Source organism: Azorhizobium sp. AG788, from assembly GCF_943371865.1.
In the GTDB taxonomy this organism is placed as follows: domain Bacteria; phylum Pseudomonadota; class Alphaproteobacteria; order Rhizobiales; family Xanthobacteraceae; genus Azorhizobium.
The window spans coordinates 16956-33268 of the sequence record NZ_CALRWL010000060.1 but is presented as its reverse complement, the minus strand read 5'-3'; the positions used below and the strand labels follow the sequence as shown (position 1 = coordinate 33268).

General features: G+C 67.5%; 21 protein-coding genes. All 21 read right to left on the bottom strand.

Going from position 1 to position 16313, the window contains the following annotated elements:
* Positions 1 to 115: 115 nt before the first annotated feature.
* Positions 116 to 751, bottom strand: a complete 636-nt coding sequence (locus tag AAG816_RS24470; protein ID WP_341992318.1) for a phage tail protein I — start codon at positions 749 to 751, stop codon at positions 116 to 118.
* The gene (locus AAG816_RS24465; RefSeq protein ID WP_341992317.1) at positions 748 to 1662 is read right to left on the bottom strand and encodes a baseplate J/gp47 family protein; all 915 of its coding nucleotides are present in this window, start codon (positions 1660 to 1662) and stop codon (positions 748 to 750) included. Before AAG816_RS24465 ends, AAG816_RS24470 begins: the two co-directional genes overlap by 4 nt.
* On the bottom strand, positions 1659 to 2072 hold the full coding sequence (locus tag AAG816_RS24460) for an integrase (RefSeq protein WP_341990365.1): 414 nt from the start codon (positions 2070 to 2072) through the stop codon (positions 1659 to 1661). Before AAG816_RS24460 ends, AAG816_RS24465 begins: the two co-directional genes overlap by 4 nt.
* A gap of 27 nt (positions 2073 to 2099) precedes the next feature.
* Complete coding sequence (locus AAG816_RS24455; protein ID WP_341992316.1) at positions 2100 to 2309, bottom strand: hypothetical protein; 210 nt, start codon at positions 2307 to 2309, stop codon at positions 2100 to 2102.
* A gap of 8 nt (positions 2310 to 2317) precedes the next feature.
* Positions 2318 to 2863 (bottom strand): phage baseplate assembly protein V, encoded by a 546-nt coding sequence (locus tag AAG816_RS24450; protein WP_341992314.1) that lies wholly within the window; start codon positions 2861 to 2863, stop codon positions 2318 to 2320.
* Complete coding sequence (locus AAG816_RS24445; RefSeq protein ID WP_341992313.1) at positions 2850 to 3512, bottom strand: hypothetical protein; 663 nt, start codon at positions 3510 to 3512, stop codon at positions 2850 to 2852. Before AAG816_RS24445 ends, AAG816_RS24450 begins: the two co-directional genes overlap by 14 nt.
* On the bottom strand, positions 3509 to 3994 hold the full coding sequence (locus tag AAG816_RS24440; RefSeq protein WP_341992312.1) for a phage virion morphogenesis protein: 486 nt from the start codon (positions 3992 to 3994) through the stop codon (positions 3509 to 3511). The genes AAG816_RS24445 and AAG816_RS24440 overlap by 4 nt, the downstream gene beginning before the upstream one ends.
* Positions 3991 to 4467, bottom strand: coding sequence for a phage protein Gp36 family protein (locus tag AAG816_RS24435; RefSeq protein ID WP_341992311.1), 477 nt, complete (start codon positions 4465 to 4467; stop codon positions 3991 to 3993). Before AAG816_RS24435 ends, AAG816_RS24440 begins: the two co-directional genes overlap by 4 nt.
* A gap of 107 nt (positions 4468 to 4574) precedes the next feature.
* Entirely contained in the window at positions 4575 to 4853 is a 279-nt protein-coding gene (locus AAG816_RS24430; protein ID WP_341992310.1) for a hypothetical protein, read from the bottom strand.
* Between the two features lie 13 nt (positions 4854 to 4866).
* Complete coding sequence (locus AAG816_RS24425; protein WP_341992309.1) at positions 4867 to 5769, bottom strand: Mu-like prophage major head subunit gpT family protein; 903 nt, start codon at positions 5767 to 5769, stop codon at positions 4867 to 4869.
* Between the two features lie 29 nt (positions 5770 to 5798).
* Positions 5799 to 6206 carry a hypothetical protein gene (locus AAG816_RS24420; RefSeq protein WP_341992308.1) on the bottom strand — a complete coding sequence of 136 codons (408 nt, stop codon included), beginning with the start codon at positions 6204 to 6206 and terminating at the stop codon, positions 5799 to 5801.
* A 22-nt stretch (positions 6207 to 6228) separates the two neighbouring features.
* Positions 6229 to 7182, bottom strand: a complete 954-nt coding sequence (locus AAG816_RS24415) for a phage protease (protein WP_341992307.1) — start codon at positions 7180 to 7182, stop codon at positions 6229 to 6231.
* Positions 7183 to 7477: 295 nt separating this feature from the next.
* Positions 7478 to 8848, bottom strand: coding sequence for a hypothetical protein (locus AAG816_RS24410; RefSeq protein ID WP_341992306.1), 1371 nt, complete (start codon positions 8846 to 8848; stop codon positions 7478 to 7480).
* 226 nt (positions 8849 to 9074) lie between these two features.
* Positions 9075 to 10307: a phage minor head protein gene (locus tag AAG816_RS24405; RefSeq protein WP_341992305.1), complete on the bottom strand. Its 1233-nt coding sequence runs from the start codon at positions 10305 to 10307 to the stop codon at positions 9075 to 9077.
* 3 nt (positions 10308 to 10310) lie between these two features.
* A complete protein-coding gene (locus tag AAG816_RS24400; RefSeq protein WP_341992304.1) occupies positions 10311 to 11909 on the bottom strand; it encodes a DUF935 domain-containing protein in 1599 nt (532 codons plus the stop codon).
* Positions 11903 to 13519 (bottom strand): hypothetical protein, encoded by a 1617-nt coding sequence (locus AAG816_RS24395; protein ID WP_341992303.1) that lies wholly within the window; start codon positions 13517 to 13519, stop codon positions 11903 to 11905. The genes AAG816_RS24400 and AAG816_RS24395 overlap by 7 nt, the downstream gene beginning before the upstream one ends.
* Entirely contained in the window at positions 13516 to 14121 is a 606-nt protein-coding gene (locus AAG816_RS24390; RefSeq protein ID WP_341992302.1) for a DUF3486 family protein, read from the bottom strand. Before AAG816_RS24390 ends, AAG816_RS24395 begins: the two co-directional genes overlap by 4 nt.
* A 1-nt stretch (position 14122) precedes the next feature.
* Positions 14123 to 14422, bottom strand: coding sequence for a hypothetical protein (locus AAG816_RS24385; protein WP_029006473.1), 300 nt, complete (start codon positions 14420 to 14422; stop codon positions 14123 to 14125).
* On the bottom strand, positions 14419 to 14802 hold the full coding sequence (locus AAG816_RS24380; protein WP_341992301.1) for a DUF2730 family protein: 384 nt from the start codon (positions 14800 to 14802) through the stop codon (positions 14419 to 14421). The genes AAG816_RS24385 and AAG816_RS24380 overlap by 4 nt, the downstream gene beginning before the upstream one ends.
* A gap of 3 nt (positions 14803 to 14805) precedes the next feature.
* Positions 14806 to 15303, bottom strand: a complete 498-nt coding sequence (locus tag AAG816_RS24375; RefSeq protein WP_341992300.1) for a 3TM-type holin — start codon at positions 15301 to 15303, stop codon at positions 14806 to 14808.
* On the bottom strand, positions 15303 to 16064 hold the full coding sequence (locus AAG816_RS24370) for a lysozyme (protein WP_341992299.1): 762 nt from the start codon (positions 16062 to 16064) through the stop codon (positions 15303 to 15305). The genes AAG816_RS24375 and AAG816_RS24370 overlap by 1 nt, the downstream gene beginning before the upstream one ends.
* Positions 16065 to 16313: the final 249 nt, after the last annotated feature.

Below are 16313 nucleotides of genomic sequence, written 5' to 3'. Positions count from 1 at the left end.
CGCCGCCGACGATATGGCCGTCGCCTTCGCGGGCAAACAGCGAGATGTTGCCGAAGTCCTCCGGCTCGGCCACTTCCGCCTGGGTGAAGCTGACGATCTTGGTCATGGGGAGCCTTCAGAGCTTGCGGCGCGCCACATAGGCGCCGAGGTGGAGGGAACCATCGAGCGCAGGGCCATCGGCCAGCAGCAGCTCGCGGGCATGGCCGAAATCCACCCGGTACTCGGTCTCCGGGGACTTGGCGGCCACCAGGGCCGCCAGGCACCGGCGGCGGGGTTCGCGGCTGGGGGTCTTGAGCCGGGCGCGGCCCAGCACCGTGCGGCCGGCCACCAGGGCACGGGGCGGCCTTGTGGTGCGCACCCGCACCAGATAGCGGGCCAGCCAGGGCGGATGGCCGATGGGGGCGCGGCCGATGCGAGCGCGACCGAAGACGAAGCGGGCGGGATAGGCCACCGCATCGATCAGCGCGCCGTCCACATAGCCGAGGAAGGTCACCGCGCCCGGCCGCGTGCCCACCAGCCAGGCGGCGCGCGGGGCCTCGGCAATCACCTGCCGGCGGCGGGCCTCGCTCCAATCGGAATACCAGAGCCGCACGCCGTCATGAACAGCGAGCCAGGGCAGGAAGCGCAGCGGCGCGGTGGCCGGGTTCAGCGTCTCGCCCACCGGCACCGGCAAGGTGTCGGTCATGGCCTGGGCCAGGGCCTGTTCGAACGGGCGGGCATTATCCGGCAGCAGATCGGCCGCGGTGCTCATGACGCCACCTCCGCGGTGAGCGCCACGTCTGCGAGGACAGAGACCGTGTAGGGATGGGCCGGGATATCGGTGGCGGGCTCGGTGAGATCCACCCGCACCACCGACAAGCCATAGGCCCGTCCGCTCAGGAAGACGCTGGGCACCTCGGCACCGATGCGCATGCGCTCGGCCGCCGCCGCGGTGATGCGCGCCACCGCCTCCAGCCGCACGGTCTCCGCATCCGGGCCGGGCGGCAGAAGGATACGACCACGCACGGCATAAGTCCGGCGGGAGGCCCGCAACACCGAGACCGACGTGGCCTCCGGCTTCACCGAGGCGGCGGTGACCGCGGCGCGCACCAGCGCCATCTCCGCGTCCGTCGCATCACGCCCGCCGGGGCCGGCGATGACGATATCGGTGTCGCCGCGCCGGCCATGGATCGCCCGGCCGATCACCGCCGCATGCAGCAGCTGCGGCCAGGCGGTGTAGGCCTCGAACAGATAGCGCTCGGCACTGCCGGCGGCGGGGCGGGTGAAGGCCAGCAGGTAGCGCATAAGCAGCCGCTCATCGCTCTCCATCACCGCTGCCGTGCTGTCCGTGGCCGGCGTGACCGTGAGGCGCTGGACGCCGATGCGCACCACCACGCTGTCGAGGTCGGTGCCCTTGGCCAGCGGCGCCAGAACGGCGCGCACCGCATCATTCACCCGCGCCCGATCCAGCAGGCGCAGATAGGACCAGGCCTGGGAGGCGATCACCGCCGGATCGGTCTCCAGCGCGCCCACGTCCCAGGTAGGCAAGCTGGGATCGATCAGCCGGGCCGCCGCCCAGGCGGTCTCGAAGCGGGCGACGAAAGCCGCCTGCAAGGTCTCATAATCCAGCGCCTCGATGGCGTCCGGCGCCGGCAGGCGGGAGAGGTCGATGATCTGCGTCATGCGATCCGCCGCGCGATCTGCTGCGCCAGCACTATGGGGGCGCCATAGCCCACCGGAATGGCTTTGCCGTAATCACCGAACCGCCCTTCCGGGTAATAAGTGCCGGAATGGCGCAAGGCGAGGCTGCCGTCGCGGCCGGCATTGACGAACTGCAGCGCGGTGAGCCGGTACTCGGGTTCGAAGGTGTGGGCGGCCACCACCAGGTCCGCATAGATGCCGAGCGCGGTGGCGGGTGAAAGATCCTCCGCCAGCCAGGAGCGCAGCTCGGAGCCCACGGCCAGGCGCATCACCCGCTCGCGAAACCGGGTGGTCCAGATCACCGCCAAAGACTGCTGCACATGGGCCCAGCCGGTCAGCACCTGCCCGGTGCGCCGGTCCAGTCCCGTGCGATAGCGCACCGCCTGCGCCATGGGTTCAAGCTCCTTTGAAAGCCGGTTTCAACGGCGGCGGGCGGGCTTGTCGTCCGCCGGCACCTCGGCCACCGCCTCGGTCTCGGTGGCAGGGCGGATCACACCGGCCAGCAGCTCGCTGCGGGCCTCGAACTCAGTCAGCAGCAGGGTATCGCCGGGCTTCACCACGCGGCCGGCCACCTTGGGGCCGGCCGCGTCCGTGACCACGAAAGAGAGCTTGGAGAGATCGGGTGTCATGGGGAGCCTCAAACCGGGGGACCGGATGTGTTGTCGCCGCTCATCACCTTGTCGTGCATGTGCTCGGCGCCGATGGATTTGCCGTTGTGGGAGACGTCGCCGCCTGTGACCGTGAGGCCGGCGCCATCGATGCGGACGCTGACGCCGCCGCTGGCGATCTCCAGCGCGCCATCGGTGCGGGTGATGACCAGGCCGCCCACCTTCTCCACAACCGCGTCCTCAGCGGCCGAGGGAGCCGGCTGCGCGCCGGAATAGGCATCGCGCACGGCGATGGAGGCCGAACCCAAGGTGCCGGATGGGCTTTCCACCGTGACCAGATCACCTATGCGCATGGGCGTGTGGGTGGCGAGAAAGCCGTTGGCCGGCTCGCGCCATTCGATCCAGGGGGAAAGCACCGGCTTCCCCTCGGCCGTGGCGCCGATCTTGACGCGGCAGCGGCGCTTGTCCGCATCCACCTCGGCCACCGCGCCCTTGAGTTTGGTGCTGGCGAGGCGGCGCTCGGTCTGGTTGATCTTCCGGTGCAGGCGCCGGATCTCCTGCTCAAGCAGGGCCATCGGCGCTCTCCTGGGCCAGCAGCGCCAGCACCTCGGGCGGGATCTGGTCGGGGAACTGCACATCCGCGAAGGGCATCGTGCCGGTGCCGTCCAGCTCGGTCACGGTGGGACGGTCGGAGGCGAACAGGCTGCGGCCCAGATCGGCCACGCACTGGGTCCAGGTGACGGCATAATAAGCCGCGCCCGCTGCCGCATCGCGCACGGTGAACATGGGCTTCAGCTCGGGGGCCGGATCGGCCTCCGGCGGCAGCACATTGCCCAGCGCCCAGGTCTGCGCCTCCGCATCTTCCAGGATGGCCAGCAGCCGGTGGCCGATGGCGAGGCCCAGGGTCTCGCGCTCGACGCGGCGGCCGGCAATGACCGCATCCTCGGTCACCACATAAGCGGCGAACTCCACCGCCAGCCCATAGCCGCCGTCCAGCAGCCGCCGGGCACGGATGCGCGACCAGCCGACAGCGATGCCGGGGGCGGCCACCACGGATTTCGCCACCACGTCGGCGATATCGATGCGCCCCGGATGGGACACCACCTTGACGCCCGACAGCAGTGCAGCGAGGCGGGCCACCACCGCCACCTTGAGCGCCTGGACCGGATCGGCGGCGATGAGATCGGCCAGCGGAACCGGAGCGATGGGAGCGGGCGCGATCATGCCAGCAGCCCGCCGAATACATCGGTGACCAGATCGAGGATCTCGGTGCGGTTGTCGGCGGACAGGCCGATGAAGGGACGCGCCGGGACGGTGACCTGTTTGGCCAGCATCAGCTCGCCACCGGCCATGAAGGCCAGGGCCTTGGCCGTCTTGGGTTTGATGACGGCGCCGTCCTGGTGGACGTGGGCATATTGCCAGGAGGCGCCCCATTCCGCCTGATCGGCGGACGCGGTCCAAGCCACCGAACCCAGCAGATGCTGGCCAGTCTCCAGCAGGATGGAGCTGCCGTTATGGTTGGGCTTCCAGGGGGTGCCATCGGGGGCGGTCTTCTCGCTCTCGATGCGGCGGCGGGTCTGGCTCTCGCCCAGGGCGCCGATGGCCGACATCAGCTCGGTGCCGTCGAAGCGCGCCAGCTCCATGAGCTTGGCCACCACCGGGCCGAAGTCGGCCGCATCCACGGTGATGGAGATGCCGGCGCTCATGACCGGCCCCCGAAACTGGCACGGGAGAAGATGCGCGGCGGCACGTCGATGACCACGCCGTTCGGGCCGATCTCGCCGGCCTCGTCCGCATCGGTGGGCGCCGGGGCAACGGTGCCGGCGGCGATGGTTAGCGCGCCCTTGCCGGAGGCAATGGCCTCCAGGCGCTTCACCGCATTCTCATAGCCCTCCTTCAGCCGGTCGCTGGAGCGGGCAAACGACAGCGCCACCCGATAGAGCGCGATGTCCATGGTGTAGACGGCCAGGATCTCGGCCGAGCCCTCGTCCACATTGGCGATATCGGTCGGCGTGTAGCGGGCCTGAAGGATGCTGCGCACCTCCACCGAGGCATCGCGCAAGGCCGCATCCACCCGCCCATCATCCCGCAGGCCGGTGGTCTCATCCGCCGCCAGCAGCGTCAGTTCCGCCGGATGCCGGGCGGCCAACTGGTCAAGGGTGGCGAAGGGGGCGGCCATGGGGATCTCCGTGGGATCGGAAGATGGCCGGGGCGGCGAACCGTCCCGGCCGGGGATGCCAAGGGATGGCATCGGGGACCATGGCAGGTGGGGGCTTGGTCCCGCCGTCAGGCCTCAGGGGCGGCCTCAGGCGGGGGAACGGGACGACGATGGGGTGAGACCGCCAGCGCGGGGTCGGAGCGCAGCAGCTCCACCAGGGCCTCCGGCGTGAGGCCCTTGGCCTTGGCGGCGGCAATGATCTCCGCTTCGCCCAGATTCACCGGCTCGCGGCCGAACTGGAGGCCGGCCCGCCAGCGCGAGCCGCCCGGCGCCCGCACGCGCAGGCAGTCCTCGGTTTCGCCCGTGGTCTCCAGGCCGGCGTCCTTCAGGGTGGGTGTGCGCGCCATCACAGATCTCTCCTCACGCCGCCAGCTTCGGCGCGCGGATCAGCGTCACCAGATTGCGGTTGGTGTTGGTGGAGCCGTCGATGACCTCCTTTTCCAGGATGTCCTTGGCGGCGAAGAAATTGGTGTTGCCCACCACCAGATGGGTGGGCGAGACGCCCAGCGGCGTGCCGTTGTCGCTTTTGAAGCCGGTGATGGCATTCCAGGCGGTGCGCAGGTTTTCCGCCGTCACCGGCGCCCTGGAGCCAAAGGCCATCTGCCAGAAGCCGTAGCCGGCACCGACGCGGGCATCCGAGCCATAGACATATTCATCCCGCTCGAAGACGTGGTCGCTGGACTTGGCGTCCTCCTTGGCGACGAAATTGTAATCCCGCCGCTTCTGGAAAATGAACGGCTTCAGCGGCCGGCTGAGGTCCAGCAGCATCCAGGGCTCGCCGGTGCCGGCCTGGATGTTCGACACGGTCGTCTGGGCACCGGGCATCCCCACCGGATGGTCGGCATCAAAGAACGGCTGGCCGTCATAGCAGGGGGTAGACCAGGCCGCCGGGATCAGCTCGCCGAACACCAGGTCGTCGGGATGCTCGGCGGCGGCCTGGCCCAGCAGCTCGAAGCGCTGGGCATAGATGCCGAGCCTGTCGTCCTCGATGTCGTCGCGGCTGACCGAGACCGTGAGCTCGAACTTGCGGTTCTTGATGGCATAGCTGTGCGAGCGCAGGCCGTGCACCTGCCGGTCGCCGATCCATTCCCGCATCTTCGGGATGTCGCCCAGCCAGCCATAGGTCTCTTCCGAGGAGGTGGACGGCACCACGGTGCACAGGGTGGTGTAGAGCGCGGAAACGCCCGCAAAACCCTTCTGGAAATTGGTCTTGAAGCCCTTGTTGATGGCCGAGATCAGATCGGGCGTGACGACGCGGGGCATGGGGCTCTCGCTCTAGGTAGGGGGTGAGATCAGAAGCCGAGGCGGACCCAGACGCCCTGGGCGTCCAGGTCGATCACCGCGCCGGCTTGCGAGCGGGTGTTGCCGCCGTGGGTCTTCGCCACCGTCTGGTCATCCACCAGGAAGCAGGGCTTGCCGATATCGGCGGCGGTGACCGCATCGGTGGCGAGGTTGAACAGGCGGAAGGTGCCGCGCCGGGTGGTGATGCTGATGGCGCCATCGGCCCCGCCGGCATTGTCGGCGGTGGCATCGGCAATGCCGAGCACGATCAGGCCAAGGCCGGTCTTGCCCGGCTTGGCGAGGCCGCCCTCGCTGACGGTGACGGCGCCGCCATAAATCACCGCATCGGCGGCGACAGGGGCGGTGGAGGTGACGCCGGCCTTCTCGGACACGACGCGGGGGGCGGTGAGCGCGACCATGATGGGGGAGCCTTTCTAACGATCAGGCGGCCGGGAGGCCGTTGGCGGCGCGGAACTCGGCCTCGGTCAGGCCCAACTGGCGGATCACCTCGCGGTCCTCGGCGCTGAGCAGCGCCGGATCGCCGTCCGGCGGGGTCTTGCCGCCGAGGCCGGAGGCGCCCAGCAGTTCCGGAGCGTTGGCCAGCAGCTGCTCCACGGCGGCGAGGCCCGCATCGGTGGCGCAAAGGGCGGCGTAATGATCGCGCTGGGCCGGGAGGATCTTCTTGGCCTGCAACGCGCGCTCGATCACCGCCTCCACCTTGGCGGTGCGCTGGCTGCCGCGCAGGGTATCCAGCTCGGTGGACACGGCGGCGAGCTTGGCCACCGTCTCCTCATGCACCGCCTTGGGCACATGCGTGGTGGGATCGGTGGTGGTCTTCAGCGTGGTGACGGCGGCAAGGCACTCGGCCTCGCTCGCGGTCTCGGCGAGGCCAAGCGCGGCAAGCACGGTCTTCATGGGGGTCTCCGGGATGTAAGACGGATCGGCCTGGGCCAGCGCCGGCTGGGCGGCGAGCGCCGGGGATGCCACCAGCGCCACGCTCTTCAGCCAAAGTGCCTCGCCGTTCGGGGCGGGAAAGGCCGGCGAGACATAGGGATAGGCCTTGAGCAGTGACGGCGCCGACGCGGGGTCGATCCACTCGACGCGGCCATAAAGCGCTGCGCCGTCCTGCTCCAAAGCAGTGACGAACCCCACCGGGTCCGCCCGCTCGCCCTTGGGCGCCAGGATCTCGGTGGCGTGGTTGATGTCGAGGGGCACCTTCAGGCCATCGGCCTGGAACCTTGCCATGAGCCGGGCGAAGTCGATGGCGAAGGCCCGGCCGTCGCGGGTGCGGATCGCCCCGCCCTGCGGGAACAGCATGATGCGTTCGGGCGCGGCTTCCGTGGGGCCGGCGGCGAGAACGGTCAGGATGTGGGTGTGGACGGCGGTGTTCGACATGCGCCGACCATGCCGGGTCGGCCGGCGCGGATCACGGGCGACACGTGTCGCCGGGAGCGGGGCAAATCAGCGGGAACGGGCAGACGTTAGCTCGGTTGCGAGGACGGCGCCAACATCCCGCGCGTAGGAGGCGCGTTAAAGGTGGTTTGAAAGCCTGTGACGGGCTTCAGCTAATGGCGTGGGCTTGCGGTCCAAGCCTGGCCCGAGTTGCCGGCCAAACGCGACGAAACGCGAATAAGGTCAAGTGTCTCCCTAAATTGGAGGTCACGGAGGTCTCTGCCTTGCAACCCAGCTATCAGTGGCCTGTTGCAGGTTTTATAGTCTGCGGACGAGAGGCCGCTTTCCGCTGTCTGACCCAGCTCAGATACTCATCAATATTATCGATTGGTGCCTTTGAATGTGAATACTCCTCCAGCTCAATCACCGCCGTTCGAAGGACCTGCACTACGAAGCCTTCCATGCCCTCCCTATCAATGCCACGCGCATTCAGCGTCGACCACGTCCCATGAAGAATTCGAGACCGATCTCGGACTATATTGCTCGCAAATTGCCGAGCACTCACCATAGAACCAGGCCCAATCGCGTCATCAGGCGCCAGGTCAAAGAATGAACTGAGTATTTTGAGCATGCGCTGCTGACTACCGCTTGTTTTCTCAGCCCGCAGAAAAACCTCTAACGCTGTTTCGAGTTTCGTTATCGCGATGGTATCGATGGACTCTGCCAGAGCCTGATGAAGCCAATACGCAGCGTCGCACCAGGCTCGCTCCAGCACCGGAAGGCGAAATGTGCCGGACGCAAATGAATGCACGACGTTTCCCACGGCGGTAAAAACTGGTGATGCTCTCCGCAAAATATCAGGCAATGTTCCCGGGCCGATCGGAAGTCCCGGCCTCTTGTTCATCCACCCCCAAGAATGGCGACCTTCCGATTCGGTAAAGGTTCGCTTCACCGACATTCCGCGCCGCGCATCGAGCCGCGCCATGTTTTTGGTGTCGTAGTTGGGAGCTACAAGTTGCAACGCCACGATTACGAGATCTACAGCTAGCTCACCAATTTCCTCGGCGCGTTTTTGATCGCAACCATCCACAGAGACCCGCGCTAACCAATCGGCGTTTCCCTCGTGCATCCAACCCAGGAGACTGTCGAAACCGCTGGTATCAAGGGCTGTGTTTGCGATGTTGCGCGGATAGAAGTCACTCAATGTGACATTGTCGATAAACTCAAACACAACTGGCCCGATCTCAAAGCGTGGCGCGGCAGTCTGGCTCATCACGCACGGAATAAAGATTCGGCGAGACGCAACGTTTCCGGAGAACCACTTTTCAAAATGTTCGACGAGATTTTCAACGTCACTTCTTCCAATAGTCGATGGGTCGCGGCCAATGTATGCCTCAATGAATCCAAATAATTCATCTTGGATAGCTGCATAATTTGTACCTCTCCCCATCTTTGGAAGCCGATCTAAGAGGCACTCAACAAGACCTGGGAAGGCTTTGTGTCCAGGAGTGCGAATGGCAATAAAACTTTGACCCTTCTCAAACGCGTGCCCCAATCCTTCTCTACGCAGAAATCTCTCGGTTAACTCCTCAGACGGCAATGATCGCCGCTCGAGATGTATAGAAAGGGTTCGCAGCAGATCAATTTCCCGTGCTAGCGATCCCAGCATGTAGATGTGCTCCCTGCACAGGTTGTGGCCTAAGCCGCTAATCTGGATGTGCCAAACGATCATCGGTCTACAGTCAGGGGCTCAACGTCAAGCTTGAATTCTATCCGATGTGTCTCCATGTTGATGAGGCGCGGCGGTGAAGTCCGTTGGCCTCGGCATCGTGATGCCGTTGGCCCCTGGATGGAGCCCGGTCAGGCCGGGATGCGGTCCATCCCCGCCGCGCCTTTCAGTCGACCGCCTGGCTGGCCTCGATGGCACGGCGGGCGGCCTTCTCCGGCCTCTGGTGCATGGAGATCACCCGCATCAAGCCCGTGTCCGACTTGGTGACGATGGCCCGCCACCACGCCTTGCCCAGGTTCCAGATCATGCCGCGCCGCCGTGGATTGGCGTCGGGCACCACCACTCCCTCCGCTATCGCAGCGGGCAGCCGGCGCAGATCCTCATAGCTGCGGCCATCCTTGTACCGGCCATCGTGATTGGCCCGCGCCACCACGTCCGCACCGTTGATGGAGACCAGCGGCGACTTCGCACCCATCTCGGCCTGGAGCTTCGGCGAGACGCCCGCCGGCAGCCACACCTGGCGCGCCTCAGCCTCCGGCAGGCGGCTCACCACCCGCGTCCACGGGCTGTCCCAGAGCTGCTCCAGCGTCCGCGCGGCATCGGCGGGCGCGGCGTCGACCAGGGATTGCTCCAGGGCGCGCAGCACGCCCTTCACGCGCGCCAGCCCCGGATTGCCGCCCCAGCCGGGATCGATGCCCACCGGCACATGCACGATCTCGCCGCTGCGTTTGTTGGTGAAGGCGCGGGTGTCGATCACCGGCCGCTCGGCGGAATAACGGATGTCAGTGTCATTGGCCGGAACGCGGGCCAGGAGGTCGTCGCGCTCGCGGGCGGTGATCTGGCGCACGGTGCATTTGCATAGCCAGCCATTGGGCGGGAAGTGGCTGGCCCAGAACGGATCGTCCACGGGCAGGATCGTGCCCACCCAGGCCAGATGCTCCTTGCGCGGGTCGGCCGCCGTGGTGCGCACATAGAGCAGATAGGGCAGCGCTTTCTTGGTCCGCTGCGCCCGCTCCCATTGCCCGGCGGCGCGGGCCGAGGCCATGTTGCCCCAGAAGATGGTGCGCAGGCGGTTCGGCGCGGTGAAGTCCACCGCCGCGTCCGGCTGGTTGCCGGAGGGATCGGCCACCATCCGCAGGCCGCCCCAGCCGATGCGCTGGAGATCCGCCACCACCTGGGTGCGCCATGTCTGGAACCCCAGCCCGTCGCGCTGCGCCTTGGCAATGGAGGCCTTGAAGGTGGTGAGCAGTTCGCTCTCCACCGCCTTGGCCACGGTGAAGGCGTGGGCATGCTCCTCCTGCCAAACGTCCTGCCAGTGGAAGCCGGGCCTCACACCCTTGTCGTCCAGATAGCGCGTCACCTCCGGCGGCGGGCCGAAGCCGCGGGTGATCTCGGCCATGGCTCAGTCCGTCCCGTCGCCGATGCCCCGCGCGATGGCGGTGGCCTGGGCCAGCGCCTCGGCCAGGCGCGCCCCATCCGGGCCGCGCGCCTCCAGCAGGGCCAAAGCCTCATCGAACGAGGTGGCGGTGGCCAGCACCTGGCGCAGCGGATCGAGCAAGGGATCGGTGATGTCCTGCCAGTCCTCCAGGGCTGTAGCGAAGGCGGCATCGGTCAAGGCCACACCATCCGGCGTCGCGCTGGGCGCCCGCAGCAAGGCGGGCGGCGCACAACTGCCGCAGGCACAGCCAGCGCCATGGGCGGCGAGCCGCTTGGCCTTGGGTTCCGGCGGTGCCTCGGCCGGCGGCTTGGCTTCCGGTGAGGTGGCTGGCGCCTGGAGGAGCTCGTCGTCCTCCCCCGGCTCCGACAGGCCCATACGGTCGCGGATCTCCCGCTGGCTCACCTTCAGCCCCACCGGCACCAGCCGCGCCACCGCATCCGCCAGAGCCGCGATGTCCTCGGGCTCGGTCACCGGCCATTCCGCCTTGGGATAAAGCGACTGCGGGCCGAAGTTCATGGCCACGAACCACTGGATCAGGTCGCGGTTCACCGTCTGGCCCAGCTGGCGCCCGTCCGCCTGGGCGATATCGATGCGCACCTTGTCGTGGATCTTGGCCTGGCCGTAGGACGAACCGTCCTTGGAGGTCATGGTCTGGCCCAAAGTGATGAGCGAGACCTTGTCGTCGGTGTAATCGATCAGGCTGCCGAACACCTGCTCGCCCCGTGATCCGTTCACCTCATGGAACTCGATCAGCATGGATTCCGGGATGATGGCGGCGGCGTCATTGGCGATGGAGGTCACCGCCCGGAGCAGCTTGCGCTTGTCGCCCTCGCTGGCGCCGGGGCCATATTTGCCGACCCGGAACGGGATGCCATAGACCTCGGCGAAGGCGGACCAGTCCTGCAAGGTGAAGCTCTGCACCATATAGGCCCAGCTCGCCGGCCGGGCGAGACCGCGCCGGATCGGCAGCCCCATGCGCGGCGCCGGCATGTGCACCATGAAGCGGGCCTTGGGCAGGTCCGCGCCGTCCACCTTGCCATCCACCGCCAGCCGCAGCTCGCTGAGCGTCACCGGATCGAACTGGAAGAAGCGCGGATCGCGCCAGGTGAAGGAGACCGGGCGGATGAGCTTGTCGCGATAGTCCCAGCCGATCTCCACCACCGAATAGCCCTTGCCGATGCCATCCAGCAACGCCGCCGCCGCCTCCTGGAAGGCGGTGTCGGCGATCAGCTCGCCCACCGCATCCATGATCTTGGCCGGCACGCCCTTGGGCGCTTCCATGGTGGGGGAGATGCCGGCGATGCGCAGCTTCCGCGTCATCAGCACCGAGGCATAATGCAAGTAGCGCTCCTCCATCTCCTCGGCCAGGGTCAGATAGGCGCGGGCATGGCCCATCTGCGCATCGCGCAGGATGCCGGCCAGCCGGCTGGGGGTGAGGCCGGAGGAGACGCGCTCCTCCGCCACCCGGCGCACGCCGGCCACCGTGGGCGTGGCGATCTCCTCGGCCAGCTTCTTGGATGAGACCGGGCGGCCATCCGGGCCGAGCAGCTGTGGGGTCACCATAAGGCGCGGCCTCCGGAGGTGTCGTCGTCGTCCCCGGCCGGCGCGTCCATATCGGCCCCGGTCTGGTAGTCGTATTCGAGGACGGAGATGCGGGTGGCGTGATAGGCGAGCGCGAGGGCCACGGCGGCGTCCGCATGGCGCTTCTTGCCGGTGTCGCCGGTGCGCAGCGTGGGCGGCTGGGCGACGCCCCGCGTGGTCTGGATCAGGCGCAGATCCGCCAGGATCTCCGCATCCTGGGGCACGGTGATCATGTCGTCCTCGAACGCCGCCTTCAGCGGCGGCATTTCGGTGCGATACCAGTCCACCGAGAGCTGCTGGGCGACGCAGGCGCTGAGCGAGATCTTGCGCTGGGCGTTTTCCGCCACATAGCCGCCTGCCCCGGTGGCATCGAACACCGCCGCCATGAAGCGCGGCAGCCGGCGGATGACGTCCACGGTCAGTGCCGCCTGCTCATCATAGGGGATGCGGCGCATCTCGATCACCAGCACGGTCTCGCGCCTAGTGGTGGGCGAGAGCGCCAACACCCACAGCACCGAGAGATCGGCCACGCGGGCAAAGTCGAAGCCCAAGGCATGCTGGCGGTGGGGATCGAGACGCGCCAGGGCCGCGCGCACCTCCTCCGTGAAGCGTGCCACCATGGCGGCGCGGATCAGCGGCGGCCGATGCAGGAAGTCCGCCGGCAGCTCCCAGCGCAGCAGCGGGATGCCCGCGCGCATGCGGGCCTCGATCAGCGGGCCGGGCAGCCAGGCGCCGGAGCCTTCGGACGGGGTGCAGAACAATTCCTCGTCCGCGCCATCGCCATAAAAGGCAATGATCTCGGCCCGCCAGGCGGCCTCTTTCTCCGGTGTCCAGTCCTCGCCGGTGACGAGGCAGATGCGCTCGTACAGCCCCTGTTTCAACGCCTGGTCGAAGTCGATGCGCACATGGGCATAGGGCCGGCGTCCGGCCAGCACGTCCTGCACCAGCTCGTTGAAGGGGTTGGCATCGCCATTGTGGGTGGAGACCACCACCACCTGGCCGCCCCACATCAGGAAGGCGAGCGCGGCTTTCAACAGCTCTTTCAGGCTTTCGACGTAGGCCGCTTCGTCGATGATGACCAGGCCCTGCTTGCCGCGCAGCGAGCGCGGGGCCGAGGACAGAGCGATGATCTCGAAGCCCGAGGCGAAGCGGATGCGGAAGGCCTTGATCTCGCGGGTCTCGCCGGGATGGTCCGGGTCGGCATCCGCGAACAGGAACTCTTCTTCCTCGGCCGCCGCCAGCGCGAAGGCCCGCGCCCACATGGCGGCGGCATCGACAAACTCGCGGGTCATCTCCTGCGAATAGGAGATGTACATCACGTCCATGCCCCGCGCCTCGCGGGCACGCGACGCCTTCAGCACCGCATGGGCGGCGAGGCCCCAGGTGTAGCCGATGCGCCGGCTCTTCTCGACCACCAGCACGCGGGTGCGCGGATCATCCAATATGTCGATGCCCGCCCCCTGATAGGGCAGCAGCAGACTAGGCAGGCGCCCGGCCGCATGGGCCTGCGGCAGCGCGAACAGGCTGGCGCGGCGGGCCTCCGCCCACTCCTGCTCGGACACCGGCCCGCCGCTGAGGGATGCCGCGCTCATGGCTTGGCCCGGATGCCGAGGATCTGCGCCTTGATGGCGTCCACCGTGTCGGCCGACAGGCCCTTGGCCTTGGCCACCGCGTCCACGGTGCTGGAGGCCTTCACGGTGAACTCCTTCAATATCTTGGACTTGGTGTCGGCGGAGATGCGCTTGGCTTCCTCCGCATGCTTGAGGGCGCGCGAGGCCATCATCAGCATCTCGGCGGTGTCGCCGTCCGCCTTCAGTTCGCCGGCCTCCTCCAGCATCTCGAAGGTGAGGGTCTTGATGGTCTCGGACAGCAGCAGCGTGATCTGCTCGGCGGTCTCGCCCTCGAACTTGGGGGTGAGGATGGCGGCGATGGCGCGGGTCTCCTCCAGCCGCCGGCCCACCGTGGCCAGGCGCATGGCGCGGCGGTTGAAGGACGAGCGTGACACCTGCGGGATCTTATCGGGATCGGTGAGGCCCTCGCCCCAGGCGGCGGCGCGCAGGCGCTCGTTGAAGCCGTCGAGGATCTCCATCTGGGTGAGACTGCGGTCCTTGAGGGCGGTGAAGGCCCAGCTGACCGCTTCATCCGCCCAGTCCGGCAGGCGATCGATGGCGTCGAGGCGCCCGCGGCCGGCCATGTCAGGCCTCCGGCCGCGACGGACGCTTCACGCCCTCGATCACCGCTTCCCGGTCCAGATGCCGGCGGCCGAGGCCGGTGAGGCTGGCCACCTTCACGCTGCCGGCCTCCACCAAAGTGACCGCGCCCATCTCGGCCAGATAGGCCAGTTCCCCATGCACCCAGGCGCGCTCGCGCTTGATGCCGAAGGTGCGCAGCTGCTCGGTGAGCAGGCTGGAATTGAGGGTCTCGTTGACCTCGCCCGCCAGCGCCCGCAGCAGGATCAGGCGGGCTTCCTCGCGGATCAGGCGTTCCATGCTCATGACCGTGCCCTCCGGCTGCGCGCCTCTTCCAGCAGGAATTCCTGCAGCCGCTCGGAAATGGCGCCGATGGGGCCGAGGCGCTCGTTCAGCACCGCCAGGTCGCCGCGCACCTCGGACAAGGCGATCTCCAGCCGCTGCGCCTGACTGGCGGACGGCATGTGGCGGATGTCGCCTTCAATGGTGGTGGTGCGGTCTTCCACCTTGTCCACGCGGTCCTCCAGGGCCCCCATGCGCCCGGTGGAGGCCTTGTCCACCAGCGCCTTCTCCAGCGCCGCCACCCGGTCGGCTGCGGCCTTGGAGCGATAGGTCCAGACATAAAAGCCCAGCGTGAACAGCGAGACGCAGAGCGAGCCCCAATTGGCGATGTTGCCCGGTTCCATGGATCACCGGGTCAGCCGGGCGCCGAAGATGCTTTTCACCGTATGGCCGCCGCCATAGATGGTGAGCCACACCGCCGAGATGCCCAGCACCTGGTCGTAGGGCGTGCCCACATCGATGGAGAGCAGGCCGCGCAGCCAGGGCGCCACCATGAAGCTCTGCCCGATGATGGCGATGATCAGCCAGCTCATGGCCGGCCGCCACAGATAGGCAAAGCCGCCCTTGGTGGCTTCGGTGGTGGCGAGCTGGGCGGAAAGCGCCTGGCCGGCCTGGATCACCGAAATCCATTCCGCGCTGCGCTCAGCCTCCAGCGTCTGGAGCTTCTCCTGCACCTGCGGATCGGTGGCCACCGCCTCGGCAACGGCCTCCGGGGTTTCCTCCGTGGCGCCCAGCGTATCCGCCAGCACCTTGCCCACCGAGGCGCCCAGGGGCCCGCCCAAAGCGGTGCCGAGGACGGGGGCGCCCAGCTTGATCACCTGGGATGCGAGAGACGACCAATCCATCAGCGCCACTCCTCCGCAATGAGCTTGTATTTGCGCACCAGCAGGACCCCGGCGGCGGCGACCAAGGCGAGGCCCAGCGCGATACCGGCGACCGTGAGCGCGGAATTGAACGGATGCGGTTCGCTGGTGCCGGAGCCGGTGGCCAGCGTGCCGCCGGCCGCCACCGCCGCGGTCTCGCGCTTGGTGCCCTTGGCCACCACCGTCAGCGGCGGCTTCGGCGTATCCACCTGCTGCGGCATGGGCAGCGGCGCCGCCCGCACCACGCCGGCCGTGCGCAACGCCTCGTCGATCTTGCCCTCGAACAGATCCGCCTCGGCCTCCCGGCGCCGGGTCAGACCAGGCAGCACCTTGCCGCCGCCCTTGTTCCAGCGCGCCATGACCGCCCGCACCTCGGCCTTGCGGCCGGCCTTCAACTTGGCGGGGATGGAGGAGCGGGTGAGCGGGCCGATGTTATAGGACAGCGACACCAGCGCATCATATTCGTGCTGGGCCAGCGGCACGTCTTTCAGGATGGTCGAGACGCTGGTCTCGAACGTCGCCAGATCCTGCGCCAGCGCGGCGTCGCATTCGGCCTGGCTCCAGACCTCGCCGGCCTTGAACCGGCGCCCATGGTCGTTGGTGTGGCCCCAGGCGATGGTGAGGACGCCCGCCGGGCAGATGTAGGTGGTGAAAAAGCCCTTGCGGCCGGAGACCGGTTTCAGGCAGCTTTCAAAGGCTTTGACGAGATCGGTTCCGTCTCGCGAAATGGTCTGGGCTGACACCCGCCGCTCCCCCTGAAGGACGGCGTTCCGGGCCAGCCCCGAAACGCGCTGGGGCGATCATGGCTAGGATGGGCCGAGGTTGGACGGGTGACGGGTGTCGCCGGGGCTGCTGTTAGTCCTCGTCATCCAGATGCATAGAGCCGGCTGCTTAGCAAGCTGGTTGATGATGGACACCCTCTTTAGTAGCGTTCCGAATGAAACATCACTGGTTTCCTGGCAACAAAGAGGAAATATTACGTCATACGCTTG

Coding starts and splice junctions, on each gene's coding strand:
- AAG816_RS24420 (WP_341992308.1), bottom strand. CDS start 6,206: ATGGTCGCGCTCACCGCCCCCCGCGTCGTGTCCGAGAAGGCCGGCGTC.
- AAG816_RS24390 (WP_341992302.1), bottom strand. CDS start 14,121: ATGGCCGGCCGCGGGCGCCTCGACGCCATCGATCGCCTGCCGGACTGG.
- AAG816_RS24400 (WP_341992304.1), bottom strand. CDS start 11,909: ATGGTGACCCCACAGCTGCTCGGCCCGGATGGCCGCCCGGTCTCATCC.
- AAG816_RS24410 (WP_341992306.1), bottom strand. CDS start 8,848: ATGCTGGGATCGCTAGCACGGGAAATTGATCTGCTGCGAACCCTTTCT.
- AAG816_RS24435 (WP_341992311.1), bottom strand. CDS start 4,467: ATGGCCGCCCCCTTCGCCACCCTTGACCAGTTGGCCGCCCGGCATCCG.
- AAG816_RS24455 (WP_341992316.1), bottom strand. CDS start 2,309: ATGACACCCGATCTCTCCAAGCTCTCTTTCGTGGTCACGGACGCGGCC.
- AAG816_RS24405 (WP_341992305.1), bottom strand. CDS start 10,307: ATGGCCGAGATCACCCGCGGCTTCGGCCCGCCGCCGGAGGTGACGCGC.
- AAG816_RS24450 (WP_341992314.1), bottom strand. CDS start 2,863: ATGGCCCTGCTTGAGCAGGAGATCCGGCGCCTGCACCGGAAGATCAAC.
- AAG816_RS24425 (WP_341992309.1), bottom strand. CDS start 5,769: ATGCCCCGCGTCGTCACGCCCGATCTGATCTCGGCCATCAACAAGGGC.
- AAG816_RS24430 (WP_341992310.1), bottom strand. CDS start 4,853: ATGGCGCGCACACCCACCCTGAAGGACGCCGGCCTGGAGACCACGGGC.
- AAG816_RS24470 (WP_341992318.1), bottom strand. CDS start 751: ATGAGCACCGCGGCCGATCTGCTGCCGGATAATGCCCGCCCGTTCGAA.
- AAG816_RS24375 (WP_341992300.1), bottom strand. CDS start 15,303: ATGGATTGGTCGTCTCTCGCATCCCAGGTGATCAAGCTGGGCGCCCCC.
- AAG816_RS24385 (WP_029006473.1), bottom strand. CDS start 14,422: ATGAGCATGGAACGCCTGATCCGCGAGGAAGCCCGCCTGATCCTGCTG.
- AAG816_RS24415 (WP_341992307.1), bottom strand. CDS start 7,182: ATGTCGAACACCGCCGTCCACACCCACATCCTGACCGTTCTCGCCGCC.
- AAG816_RS24380 (WP_341992301.1), bottom strand. CDS start 14,802: ATGGAACCGGGCAACATCGCCAATTGGGGCTCGCTCTGCGTCTCGCTG.
- AAG816_RS24440 (WP_341992312.1), bottom strand. CDS start 3,994: ATGAGCGCCGGCATCTCCATCACCGTGGATGCGGCCGACTTCGGCCCG.
- AAG816_RS24395 (WP_341992303.1), bottom strand. CDS start 13,519: ATGAGCGCGGCATCCCTCAGCGGCGGGCCGGTGTCCGAGCAGGAGTGG.
- AAG816_RS24460 (WP_341990365.1), bottom strand. CDS start 2,072: ATGGCGCAGGCGGTGCGCTATCGCACGGGACTGGACCGGCGCACCGGG.
- AAG816_RS24465 (WP_341992317.1), bottom strand. CDS start 1,662: ATGACGCAGATCATCGACCTCTCCCGCCTGCCGGCGCCGGACGCCATC.
- AAG816_RS24445 (WP_341992313.1), bottom strand. CDS start 3,512: ATGATCGCGCCCGCTCCCATCGCTCCGGTTCCGCTGGCCGATCTCATC.